Raw genomic sequence first — 12,882 nt, forward strand, 5'->3', positions numbered from 1 at the left:
GGTGAACCGCCGACGCCGGTCGGCCCTCTCAGCTGTGTTGCCGGTGTTCCCCTGGGACACCCTGGCCGACGTGACGGCGCTGGCCAAGTCGCACCCGGACGGCATCGTCGACCTGTCCGTCGGCACGCCCGTCGACCCGGTGGCGCCGCTGATCCGCGATGCGCTTGCCGCGGCCAGCGCAGCGGCGGGATACCCCACGACCGCGGGCACCCCGAAACTTCGCCAGTCAGCCGTCGCCGCCCTGGAACGCCGGCACGGCGTCACCGGAGTGAACGAAGCGGCCGTGCTGCCGGTGATCGGAACCAAGGAACTCATCGCTTGGCTGCCCACGCTGCTGGCCTTGAGCGCCGATGACCTGGTCGTGGTGCCCGAGCTGGCCTATCCGACCTACGACGTCGGGGCCCGGCTGGCCGGAACTCGGGTCGTCTACGCCGATTCGCTGAGCCAGCTCGGTCCGCAGTCGCCGGCATTGATGTATGTGAACTCGCCGAGCAATCCGACCGGACAGGTGCTCGGTGTCGATCATTTGCGCAAGGTCGTCGGCTGGGCCCGTGAACGCGGCGCGCTGGTGGCATCGGACGAGTGCTACTTGAGCCTGGGCTGGGATGCCGCGCCGCTCTCGGTATTGCATCCCGCGGTGTGCGACGGCGACCACACCGGCCTGCTGGCCTTGCACTCGCTGTCCAAGAGCTCCTCGCTGGCCGGCTACCGGGCCGGCTTCGTTGCCGGAGACGAAGCCGTTGTCGCCGAGCTGCTGGCGGTGCGCAAACACGCCGGGATGATGGTGCCGACAGCGGTGCAGGCGGCCATGGTCGCCGCGCTCGACGACGACGCGCACGAGCACGAGCAGCGCGACCGCTACCGCCGCCGCCGAGACACCTTGCTACCGGCGTTCCGCTCGGCCGGGTTCACCGTCGACCATTCCGAGGCCGGCCTATATCTATGGGTCACTCGTGGTGAGGCTTGCCGCGACACCGTCGCGTGGCTGGCGCAGCGCGGCATCCTGGTCGCGCCCGGCGAGTTCTACGGCCCGCGCGGCGCCAAGCATGTCCGGGTGGCGTTGACCGCCACCGACGAGCGGATCGCCGCGGCGGCGGCGCGGCTGAGTTCCTAGCGACGAGGAGGAGCGGCGCCGATGAACACGTACGACGTCGAGGCGGTGGACCGGCTGCCCTTCAGCACGCCGGAGAAATCTGAGCGATACCGCACCGAGAACTACGGGGGGGCCGTGGGCCTCAACTGGTACGAAACCGACCCGAGCCTGCAGCTCACGATGGCCTACTACCTGCAGCCAGACGAGTTGGCCGTCGCTGAACCCCACCTGAGGCGGATCGGCGAGTTGATGGGTGGCCCGGTGGCACGGTGGGCCGAGCAGACCGACCGCAATCCACCACGGCTGGAGCGCTACGACCGCTGGGGCCACGACATCAGCCAGGTCGTCCAGCCGACATCGTTCACCGAGTCCAAAAGAGCAGTTCTGGACGCGCAAAAGGCACTGAAAGCCGATGCGAAGCGGACCGGCGTCAACCCGTCGTTGCCGTTGTATGCGGCCAACTATCTGCTCAACCAGGCCGACATCGGAATGGGGTGCGCGCTTGGAACCGGCGGCGGAATGGTCAAATCGCTGGTCGCGGCCTATGCGCCGGCCGACGTTCGGGACCACGTACTTGCCAAGTTCGAGACCGGCGAGTGGGAGGGCGAGACCGCTCAGTTGTTGACCGAGCGTTCGGGCGGCTCCGATCTCGGCGCGCTCGAGACCACGGCTCAACGCGCCCGCGGTGAAAACGAAGGAGCGTGGCTGCTCAACGGATTCAAGTGGTTCGCCTCCAACTGTGACGGGCAGGTGTTCGTCGTGCTGGCCAAGCCCGAGGGTGCGCCGGACTCCGGCCGCGGCGTGGCGAACTTCCTGGTGTTGCGGACCCGCCGGGACGGCTCGCGCAACGGCATTCGCATCCGCCGCCTCAAGGACAAGCTGGGCACCAGGTCGGTGGCCTCCGGCGAGGTGGAGTTCGTCGACGCCGAGGCCTTCCTGCTCTCTGGCGAGCCGAGCGGCGAGGCTCTCGAGGCCGGGCCGTCCGACGGCAAGGGGCTGGGCCGGATGATGGAACTGACCAACGCGGCTCGCCTGGGTATTGCATTGTTCGCCCTCGGCAACGCACGCCGTGCCCTGGTCGAATCGCTCTGCTATGCGCGGCAGCGCCGCGCGTTCGGCGCCGCGTTGCTCGACAAGCCGCTGGTGCGGCGCAAGCTCGCTGAGATGATCGTGGACGTCGAAGCCGCCCAGGCGATGGTTTTCGACGGCACCGGATTCGCCAACCACCGTCAGCCTCGCGCGGTGCGTCAACGCATCGCGGTGCCTGTGACGAAGCTCAAAGTGTGCCGGCTGGGCATCACCATGGCGTCGGACGCTATCGAGTTGCACGGCGGCAACGGATATATCGAAACCTGGCCGGTAGCCCGGTTACTTCGCGACGCGCAGGTCAACACTATTTGGGAAGGCCCTGATAATCTCCTGTGTCTTGATGTACGGCGGGGCATCGAGCGCGCCGACGCCCATCATCCTTTGCTGGAGCGCCTCCACGACGCGGTAACGGTTTCCGACGACGACGAGACAGCACGCCTGCTACGCAGCCGCGTCGACGATCTCGAAGCGGCAATCACGGCCTGGAGCAAGCTTGACGGCGCGGTTGCCGAGGCGCGGCTGTTCCCGCTCACGCGGTTCATCGGTGACGTGTACGGCGGAGCCTTGTTGACCGAGCAGGCCGCCTGGGCGCGGGCCACCCGTCACACCGACCGCAAGGCCCTCGTCGCCCGGTTGTACGCATTGCGTCACCTCTCTGACCAGGGACGTCTTCGCGGCATCGACGCGGAGAGGGACGAGGCGATCGAACGGTTTGACGAATTGGTCGATGGTGCGTTGGTAATCGACTCTTAACAAACTTCCACAGGCCGTCTCGTCCCAGCGCGCGCGATTTGCAGAACGCCCCGTAGGCTTCCGGGCGATGTCAATATTTCGTAAGCGCAGTACGCGTCGGGGGAGTGTCAAGATTCCGTAAAGATGGTCCTGAAGGCCCGGTGAGCAGCGTTCTCGGCGCGCCGATCGACGCAACGCATCGTAGGCTGACGCGGGGTAAGTCAAGACTTCGTAAGAAATCCGCAAGACTGCGTAAGGAATGTGTTAATGGCACAGCCAGTTGACGGACAGAGGATCTCGCCGTCTTTCTCTGACGTGTGTAAAAGGGCCTTCCTCGGAAGGCCGATGATCAACGACCAACTCCAGCACGAGCGTTTGTCCAACCCCGTCGCACTCGGCGTGCTCTCGCCAGACGCCATCTCCTCGACCGCCTACGGTTCTGAGCAGGTCATGATCGAACTGCTCCCGGCGGCCGGAATGGCCGCATTCGCATTGTTACTTCCGATCACCGGTGTGATCTTGCTGATCCTGGTGTTGGTGGCCGCGTCGTATCGCCAGGTGGTGATGGTCTACACCCGTTCCGGCGGTTCTTACGTGGTCGCACGGGAGAACTTCGGACCCAAGATCGCGCAGATCGCCGCGGCATCGCTGTTGATCGATTATGTGGTCACCGTCGCGGTGCAGTGCGCGGCCGGCACGGTAGCCGTGGTGTCCGCGATACCCGTCTTGGGTCCCTACAGCTTGGAAATCACCATCGGCGTTGTCCTCGTCATGTGCTTCGCTAACCTGCGCGGATTGCGGGAAGCCGGAGCTCCTTTCGCGCTGCCGACCTATTTGTTTGTCGGCATGGTCTCGTTGACAATCGTCGTCGGGGTCATCCGGGAATTCTTCGGGGGCCTACCGCTCTACGACCCGGCGCACACCGATGGGGCGGTGGCGGTGCAACACGGCAGCGGTCTGATCATGGGCGCGACGATCCTCATCGTGCTGCGAGCATTCGCCAACGGCGGCTCGTCGCTGACCGGCGTCGAGGCGATTTCCAACACGGTCAACAGCTTCCGCAAGCCCGAAGGTGCCAATGCCCGCAAGGTCCTCACCATCATGGCGTGCATTCTCGCTTTTTTGTTAGCCGGTGTCGCCTGGCTTGCGCACATCACCCACGCCTTTCCCTATGCCAATGGCTATCCGTCGATGCTGTCCGAGATTGCCCGCGCGGTTTTCGGCAACGGGGCGATCGGCAAGGCGCTGTACTTTCTCGTTCAGGCGGCGACAGCCCTGATCCTCTACACCGGTGGCAACACCAGCTTCAACGGCTTTCCCGCGCTCGCGAGCTTCGTTGCCGAGGACAGCTTCCTTCCCCGGCCGTTGATGAAACGGGGCCACCGGCTGGTGTTCTCCAACGGCATCATCACGCTGACCGTGCTGGCGGTGGCACTGCTGATCGGGACGGGCGGATCGCTGAACGCGCTGGTGCCGTTTTACGCGATCGGGGTGTTCACCGGCTTCTCGATGGCCGGCTACGGCATGACCAAACACTGGCTGACCCATCGTGGGCCCGGCTGGCGATCCAAGCTGGTGATCAACCTCTCCGCGGGCATCCTGTCCACGATCGTGGTGGCGATCTTCGCGATCGCCAAGTTCACCGAAGGGGCCTGGCTAGTCGTCATTGTCTTCCCGATTCTGGTCTTCGCGTTGATGCGGCTCAACCGGCAGTATCGCGCCGAAGCCTCGGTATTGGAGACGTCAGTCACCGAGCCTCCCGAGTTGGCAAAGCATGACCGGCAACGGGTGTTCGTCTTCGTGGACAGCGTGGACCTCGCAGAGGTCGAGGCGATGCGCTACGCAAAAGGGCTGCACGCCGACGAGATGGTCGCGGTGCACTTCGTGCTAGACCCGGCTCATGCCGCGCGGTTGCAGCGGCGCTGGCAGCACTTCGGGCACCTCACCGAGTTGCGGTTGGTCGAGTGTCTCGATCGCAACGTGCTCCGGGCCGCGCAAGAGCTGGTTTGCCAAGTCATGCGGGATCATCCGGACACCAAGGTGACGGTGCTGTTGCCGCGTCGAACGTATTCGGCGTTACTGGGCCGGCTGCTGCATGACCGCACCGCCGATAAGATCGCCGGGGTGATCAGCCGGATCCCTGGTGTCAGCGCGCAAATCGTGGCCTACGACATCGCGTCTCGAATCACGCAAGCCCAAGCCACCCGGGCAGTCACACCTCCAGCTCGGCCGAACGTTGCGGATAGCCAGACAGACCTGCCCGAATCGCAAGGGGCCTACGCGAAATGATTTGCGCCCATAGGTCATCGAGTAGGTCGTCGAGTAACCCAGGAAGTGATACGTGGTGACAACACCGGAGCGTACCTCGGGCATCAACCCGTCTTTCGTCGACGGGTGGAAGCGCATCGCACTTGGCAAGCCGCTGACCAGCGAGCAGCTGGAATCGGAGAGATTGTCGAATCCTGTTGCGCTCGGTGCGCTTTCACCTGACGCGATCTCATCGACCGCCTATGGTCCGGAGCAGATCATGATCGAACTGCTCCCGCGCGCCGGGATGGCCGCGTTCGCTCTGTTGCTGCCGATCATCGGCGTCATCTTGTTCATCTTGTTGTTGGTGTCCGCGTCGTATCGCGGGGTTGTGATGACCTACGCGCGGGCCGGCGGCTCTTACATGGTGGCGCGGGATAACTTCGGGCCGCGGTGGGCGCAGGTCGCTGCCGCGGCATTATTGATCGACTACGTGGTCACCGCCGCGGTGCAACCGGCGGCCGGAACGGTGGCCCTGTGTTCGGCGTTACCCGCATTGCACCCCTACCACTTGGAAATCACCATCGGGGCGCTGGTGCTGATCTGTATCTCCAACCTGCGCGGATTGCGGCAGTCGGGCCGGACCTTTGCGATCACGACCTACTCCTTCGTCATCATGATCACGTTGACGATCGTGGTCGGCATTATTCGTGAAATCTTCTGGGGTTTGCCGAAATACAACCCGGCGCACATTGTTGGCGCGGTGCCAGTGCACCAGGGCGGCGGCCTGGTGATGGGTGCCACGGTTCTGGTGGTGCTGCGCGCGTTTGCCAACGGCGGCACGTCGCTGACGGGTGTCGAGGCGATTTCGAACACGGTCAACGTCTTTCGCGCGCCGCAGGGCTATAACGCGCGTCGGGTGCTGACCGTGATGGCCTGCATTCTCGGTTTTTTGTTGGCCGGTGTGGCTTGGCTTGCCTACATCACGCATGCGACCCCGTATGTGGCCGAATACCCGTCGATGCTCTCGGAGATCGCTCGGGCGGTATTCGGCCAGGGGCTGGTCGGGAATATCCTCTACTTCCTGGTCCAGGCGTCCAGCGCGGCGATCCTGTTCACCGGTGCGAACACCGGCTTCAACGGGTTTCCCGCATTGGCGAGTTTCGTAGCCGAGGACCGTTTTCTGCCGCGGCCGCTGACCAAGCGTGGTCATCGCTTGGTGTTCTCCAACGGCATCATCACGCTCACCGTGCTGGCGGCAGCACTGCTGTTGGTGACCCGCGCCTCGGTCAACGCGCTGGTGCCGTTCTTCGCGATCGGCGTGTTCACGGCGTTCGCGATGGCCGGCTTCGGCATGAGTCGACACCATTTCACCCACCGCGATCACGGCTGGCATCGCAAGGTGTTGGTCAACCTGTCCGCGGGGGTCATGTCGGCGATGGTGGTGGGGATCTTTGTGGTGGCCAAGTTCACCGAGGGAGCCTGGCTGGTCGTTCTTGTCTTCCCGATCCTGGTGTACGGCTTGATACGGCTGAACCAGCAATACAGTGCCGAGGCTTCGGTGCTGGAGATGTCGCGCACCGAGCGTCCCGAGTTGGCCAAGTACGCTCGACTGCGGGTGTTCGTTTTCGTGGATTCGGTTGACCTCGCCGAAGTCGAGGCGCTGCGCTACGGAAAGGGGCTGCACGCCGAAGAATTGACCGCGGTGCATTTCGTGGTCGACGCCGATCACGCCGCACAGTTGCAGGAGCGCTGGCAGCACTTTGAGCACGACACCCGACTGAGGGTGATCGACTGCCCCGATCGCCATTTGAGTCGAGCCGCACAAGAGCTGGTCCTGCAGGTGAAGAAGGAACATCCGGACACCAAGGTGACGGTGCTGCTGCCGCGTCGCACGTATTCGGCGATGCTGGGTCGGCTGCTGCATGACCGCACCGCCGACAAGATGGCGCGGGCTGTCAGCCGGATCCAGGGCGCGACCGCAATCATCGTGCCCTACGACGTCGAGTCCCGGATCGCGCGGGTGGACCCGGACGCGTTGGCCGCGCGGGTTGCGCGAGAAACCGCCGAAAGAAAGACGGAGATTCTGCGGGCCGAGGCCGACTAGCTTGCCGACCGGGCACCCGACAGCCACGGTTCAGATTCGGAGATCATCGAACGACGGCTGCAGAATGCAGCTTAGACTTCGGGAAACGCTGAATCTCGGATAGGGAATGTGGGTGTGACAGCATCAGCTGAGGAAGAAATACCGTTTTCTTTTTCGGATCTGTGCAAGCGAATCTTTCTCGGGAAGCCGTTGATCACCGAGGAATTGTCCTCTGAGAGATTGTCGAATCCCGTTGCGCTGGGGGCACTTTCACCGGATGCGATCTCATCGACAGCCTACGGCCCCGAGCAGATTCTGACCGAATTGCTGCCGCAGGCCGGGCTGGCCGCATTCGTCCTGTTGCTTCCCATCATGGGCGTCATCCTGTTGATCCTGGCGCTGGTGGCCGCGTCGTACCGGCAGGTAGTGATGGTCTACACCAAAGCCGGCGGCTCCTACATCGTGGCGCGAGACAACTTCGGGCCGCGGATAGCGCAGGTGGCCGCGGCGGCACTGTTGATCGACTACGTCGTGACCGTAGCGGTGCAAGCGGCCGCGGGCACGGTGGCGGTGGCGTCGGCGCTGCCCGCGCTAGGGCCATACAGCCTGGAGATCACGGTCGCTGTCGTGCTCCTCATCTGCTACGCGAACCTGCGCGGGTTGAAGGAAGCGGGCCTGCCGTTTGCGATTGCAACCTATGCGTTCGTGACCATGGTCGGGCTGATGATCATCGTCGGCGTCGTCCGCCATATCGTCTGGGGCTTGCCGCAATACGATCCCGGCCACGCCGCCGGTTCGGTGCCGGTCCATCAGGGCAGCGGTTTGGTCATGGGTGCCACGATTCTGGTGGTCCTGCGCGCGTTTGCCAACGGCGGCTCGTCGCTGACCGGTGTGGAGGCCATCTCCAACACGGTCAACGTGTTCCGCAAGCCGCAGAGCACCAACGCGCGACGCGTCCTCACCGCAATGGCCTGCATTCTCGGCTTCTTGCTGGCCGGCGTCGGCTACCTCACCTATGCGACGCACGCCGCGCCATATCTCGACGAATACCCGTCGGTGCTGTCGCAGGTGGCCCGCACCGTCTTCGGCAACGGGTTAATCGGCAACGGCATGTACGTCCTGGTCCAAGTGTCGACCGCGGCCATTTTGTATACCGGCGCCAATACCAGTTTCAACGGATTCCCCGCGCTGGCCAGTTTCGTCGCCGACGACCGCTTCCTGCCGCGTCAGCTGATGACACGCGGTTACCGCCTGGTGTTCTCCAACGGCATCATCACGCTCACGGCGCTGTCGGTGGCGTTGCTGGTGGTCAGCGGCGGATCGGTCAACGCGCTGGTGCCGTTCTACGCCATCGGGGTGTTCACCGGCTTCTCGATGGCCGGTTACGGGATGACCAAATACCACCTCACGCATCGTGAACCGGGCTGGCGACGCAAGTTGGCGATCAACCTGTCCGCGGGCATCTTGTCGACCGTCGTGGTGGGCATTTTCGCGATCGCGAAGTTCACCGAGGGCGCCTGGCTGGTCGTCGTCGTCTTCCCCGTGCTGGTCATCGCCCTGATACGCCTCAACCGCGAATACCGGGCCGAGGCCGCGATCCTCGAGGCCTTCCGCACCGACCGCCCGGAGTTGGTGAAGTATTCCCGACATCGCGTCTTCGTCTTGGTCAATTCGCTTGACCTCGCAGTGATCGCTGCGCTGCGCTATGGAAGGGGCCTGCGCGCCGACGAGCTGATCGCGGTGCATTTCATGATCGACGCGCAACATGCTGCGGAATTGCGGGACCGTTGGGATCATTTCGATCTCGACACGCGGCTTCGGGTGGTGGACTGCCCGGACCGACAGATCATCCGAGCCCTCCATGCGCTGGTGGTGAAGGCACAAAGCGAACATCCGAACACCAACGTGACCGTGCTGCTGCCACGCCGAACGTACGCGCCGGTGCTGGGACGACTGCTCCATGACCGCACCGCGGACAAGATCTCCCGTGCTGTCAGCCGGATTCCGGACGCCGCCGCCACGATCGTGCCGTACGACGTGCAGTCGCGGATCCGCGAAGCGTTCCCCGACATCCTGGAAATGCGTATCGCGCGACGGGTGGAGAAGGTCGAGAACCGGATTTGGCAGGGTGAAAACCGGACCGTGGAAGCCTACGAACACCCGGAAGGGTCAGCAACGGTGATCCCGGTGGACAACGTGATTCCGGGGCGCCGCGCCACTGTCGAAGGCCGAGTCAGCCAAATAGAAGACATCGCCAAACGCGGCCGAACGTCTCGGTGGATCGTGGTCGGGGACGACAGCGGCGAGATCCGCATCACGTTCCGGCCCGGGCAGGGCGACGACATCCAGCCGGGGCAGGTGCTGCGGCTCACTGGAAAGGCAAACCAGAGCGGCATCCACGAGGTATCGATGCTCGACCCGACGTATCAGATCATCGAAACTCCCGAGGAGACTTAGACCCGCGGTCCCGCAGCTCCGGCGGCTGAATTTCCCCCACCGGGCGACGTAGGGTGCAACCCGTGCGTATCCACCCCGAAGTCTCGGACGCGCTGGCCGCCGGACGGCCAGTCGTCGCGCTGGAGAGCACGATCATCAGTCATGGCCTGCCGCGTCCGGACAACCTGCGTATCGCGCGCGAGATCGAGGAGGCGGTGCGCTCCGGCGGAGCGGTGCCGGCCACGATTGCGATCATCGGCGGCGAGCCGCACGTCGGTTTGGACGACGGCGCGTTGCGGCGCATTGCGGAGGGCACCGCGGTGGTCAAAGTCAGTGTCCGTGACATCGCGGTGCTCGCGGCGCGGGCCGGGGATGGTGGGACGACGGTCGCCGCGACCGCGCACTTGGCGGCGTCCGCCGGCATCACCGTGTTCGCCACCGGCGGGCTGGGTGGCGTGCATCGCGGCGCGCGCGACAGCTGGGACGAGTCCGCGGATCTGACAACCCTCTCGCACACCGGCGTACTGGTGGTCTGCGCCGGCGTGAAGTCGATCCTCGATGTGGCGGCCACTCTGGAGCGACTGGAGACCCTCAACGTCGGGGTCATCGGCTACCGCACCGACCGGTTTCCCGGCTTCTATCTCGCCGATTCCGGCCACCCGGTGGATTGGCGGGTCGACACGCCGGCACAGGCCGCCGACGTGCTGCGGGCCAGACGCCGGCTGGGCACCGAGGGGTTCGGGCTGGTGCTGGCCAACCCCATCGCGCCGGCCGACGAGATGGATCGCGGGCTGCACGACCGGGTGCTGGCCGCCGGCCTGGCCGCCGCCGAAACGACCGGTGTGCGCGGCAAAGACGTCACGCCGTTCCTGCTCGACTTCTTTCACCACGAGACGCACGGCGCGTCGATTGCCGCCAACATCGCCCTGGTGCTGTCCAATGCCCGGTTGGCGGCGGAAGTCGCGGTGGCCTTCACCGGGTGAGGATGTAGTCGTCGTCCTGCGGCCGGGTCAGCATGCGGGTCAAGTGCTTGCGGTCGAATGGCCACAGATCGATGTGGTTATCGTCGGCGAAGTACCACGAGTTGCAACCGGTGTTCCACACGGTTGGGCCCATCGCCTCGGCGACGTCGTCGGCGAAGCGGCTGGTGGCTTCTTCGGTGACTTCGACAGTGGTGATCTCGCCGTCGCGGAATCGCCGCAGCCATTCGATGATATAACCGGCGGTCAACTCGGCAACGTATTGCAGCGACATCGATCCGGTGGGCGAGTTGGGCCCGAGAACCGTGAACAGGTTGGGGAATCCGGGGATGGCGGTCATTCCCCAGGCGCGAGGACCTTTTGCCCAGGCGTCATCGATCGACAGCCCGTCGCGGCCGCGTAGCGTCATCGGGCGCATGTAGTTGTGGGCCTGGAAGCCGGTGGCGAGCACGATCGCGTCGAGGTCGTGGTGCACGCCGTCGGTTGTTCGCAGACCGGTTTTGGTGACCTCGGCGATCGGTTCGTTGACGAGGTTGGCATTCGGCCGGGAGATCCGCCGGTAGTAGTTGCCCGAGACCACTTGTCGTTTGCAGAACGGCTGGTAGTCAGGGGTCAACCTGGCGCGAAGATCCCTGTCCCGCACCAGGGTTCGCAAGCATATCCACGCGTACCGCTGGGCCAGCCGTCGTCGCCAGGTCGGTCGGGTGGCCACGTCGACCAGGAAGTCCGAACCGATGAGCTGTGACCATTCCACCGTCCTGTCCAGGAACGGCAACGCCCGCAGCATCCGGCCGACAACGCGGGGCTGCCTCATCCCCATCGGCATCCACATCACCCACTGCGGCGTTCGGGCAAAATGCGTGATGTGGGCCGCTTCGGGCTGCAGCGCTGAAAACACCTGTGTCCCAGTCGATCCAGTGCCGATGACCGCGAGCCGTTTGCCCCGCGTCTCGATGTCAGTCCAGCGCGCGGTGTGCACCACCGGCCCGGTGAACGAGTCAAGGCCGGGAAGATCCGGGATGAACGGGTGGTGCAGCACACCGGTTGCGGCGACGACGAAGTCCGCGTCGATCTCTTCTCCGCCGGACGTGGATACCCGCCAGCGGTTCTGCGCGAACACCGCCGAGGTGACTTCGCAGCTCAGCTTCAGATGCGAGCTGAGTTGCAAAGCTTCGACGACCTCATGGTGATATTGCTGGATCTCCTCACCGGTGGCCCAGACGTGCTTCCAATCTGGTTTGGGTGCGAACGCGAATTGGTAACCGTGCGAAGGCACGTCGCATCGCAGGCCGGGGTAGCGGTTCCAATACCAGACACCACCAACGTCGGAACCCTTTTCCAGAATGGTGAAGTTGGTGAAGCCGGCTTGCCGGAGGGCATGAGCCACGGCGATTCCCGCCATGCCGGCGCCGACAATGACGATCCGGGGATCCCGCTTTCCGGGCATGGCGGGTTGGTGGGTTTGGCTCATTTCTGTGGTGAACACTATGCCTGCCGAAACCAGCGCGGCAAGAATTATGGTCCGCCTCCGTCTTCGTCGTCCTGCACGTCACCTGTTGGCGCAGATACCCCTGTGCGGGTATCGGTCTAAACCGCCAAAAACCACCTCTGACCTGTGTCGGGCTGACAGTGCGTCGTCGCTGCTAGTAGGCGCGTCTGTGACCGATATCGCAGGCCTTGCTGGATGAGATACAAGATAAACGCGAGTTATATCTAGCGAACGTCTAGAAGTGCGCAACATCGAGGAGGCCCGCAATGTCCGCCGCAGAAACTCGCGTGGATCTCAACCGCATCACCCACCCGCTGAGGCTGGCCAAGGGATTCGGAAAAGTCCTCGTCGGTGCCGTTGGAGCCGCCATCGCCATAGGCCTGGCCGCGCCGGCTGGCGCCAGCCCGGTAATACCGCAACCCCAGGGCGCCCCGGATTTCCTGGCCGCCGCACGCGCGGCGGGCGTCACCGGAACGGATCCGGCGATGCTGGAAGACGGCTACAGCGTCTGCAGGAGACTGTGGGTTCGGCAGATGCCGGGTACTCAGGTAGCCGCTGACCTGGTGCACGACAATCCGCAGCTGACCTTGCAACAAGCGGGGCAGTTCGTGCTGGCCGCATACCACGGCCTGTGCCCGGTGCCCGGCGGCTCGTATGACTATTGGGCTTACAGCACCGGCTAAATCAGTTGGCCTGCAACAAACAGCGGCGGCTTCCCGGTTACTCGAAC

At 64.4% G+C, this 12,882-nt stretch carries 6 protein-coding genes and 2 pseudogenes; 7 read left to right on the top strand and 1 reads right to left on the bottom strand.

Annotated elements, in window-relative coordinates; all coding sequences use genetic code 11:
- Window position 1 precedes the first annotated feature (1 nt).
- The 6 genes and pseudogenes from dapC to VNW74_RS06600 all read left to right on the top strand — a co-directional run bounded on the left by dapC (window position 2) and on the right by VNW74_RS06600 (window position 10,666).
- Window positions 2-1,114: a succinyldiaminopimelate transaminase gene (gene dapC / locus VNW74_RS06575; protein ID WP_414686614.1), complete on the top strand. Its 1,113-nt coding sequence runs from the start codon at window positions 2-4 to the stop codon at window positions 1,112-1,114.
- Between the two features lie 21 nt (window positions 1,115-1,135).
- Window positions 1,136-2,935, top strand: coding sequence for an acyl-CoA dehydrogenase family protein (locus VNW74_RS06580; protein ID WP_325675795.1), 1,800 nt, complete (start codon window positions 1,136-1,138; stop codon window positions 2,933-2,935).
- A 246-nt stretch (window positions 2,936-3,181) separates the two neighbouring features.
- Window positions 3,182-5,110: pseudogene (locus tag VNW74_RS06585) on the top strand (APC family permease); the annotation flags it as partial.
- 148 nt (window positions 5,111-5,258) lie between these two features.
- Window positions 5,259-7,223 (top strand): annotated as a pseudogene (locus tag VNW74_RS06590) (APC family permease); the annotation flags it as partial.
- Between the two features lie 159 nt (window positions 7,224-7,382).
- Window positions 7,383-9,704: an APC family permease gene (locus tag VNW74_RS06595; RefSeq protein WP_325675796.1), complete on the top strand. Its 2,322-nt coding sequence runs from the start codon at window positions 7,383-7,385 to the stop codon at window positions 9,702-9,704.
- A 62-nt stretch (window positions 9,705-9,766) separates the two neighbouring features.
- Window positions 9,767-10,666, top strand: a complete 900-nt coding sequence (locus VNW74_RS06600; protein WP_325675797.1) for a pseudouridine-5'-phosphate glycosidase — start codon at window positions 9,767-9,769, stop codon at window positions 10,664-10,666.
- On the opposite strand, the gene VNW74_RS06605 is transcribed toward VNW74_RS06600, so the two are convergent.
- Entirely contained in the window at window positions 10,656-12,110 is a 1,455-nt protein-coding gene (locus VNW74_RS06605) for an NAD(P)/FAD-dependent oxidoreductase (protein WP_325675798.1), read from the bottom strand. The two genes, VNW74_RS06600 and VNW74_RS06605, sit on opposite strands and share 11 nt — an antisense overlap.
- Window positions 12,111-12,418: 308 nt before the next feature.
- Here VNW74_RS06605 and VNW74_RS06610 point away from each other — a divergent pair, with 308 nt between their 5' ends.
- The gene (locus VNW74_RS06610) at window positions 12,419-12,835 is read left to right on the top strand and encodes a DUF732 domain-containing protein (protein ID WP_325675799.1); all 417 of its coding nucleotides are present in this window, start codon (window positions 12,419-12,421) and stop codon (window positions 12,833-12,835) included.
- The last annotated feature ends 47 nt before the right edge of the window (window positions 12,836-12,882 follow it).

Source organism: Mycobacterium sp. (assembly GCF_035570115.1).
Classification (GTDB): domain Bacteria; phylum Actinomycetota; class Actinomycetes; order Mycobacteriales; family Mycobacteriaceae; genus Mycobacterium.

Bases quoted from the DNA above. Each gene is read 5' to 3' on its own strand.
- VNW74_RS06580 (WP_325675795.1), top strand. From the start codon at position 1,136: ATGAACACGTACGACGTCGAGGCGGTGGACCGGCTGCCCTTCAGCACG.
- VNW74_RS06605 (WP_325675798.1), bottom strand. From the start codon at position 12,110: ATGCCCGGAAAGCGGGATCCCCGGATCGTCATTGTCGGCGCCGGCATG.
- VNW74_RS06610 (WP_325675799.1), top strand. From the start codon at position 12,419: ATGTCCGCCGCAGAAACTCGCGTGGATCTCAACCGCATCACCCACCCG.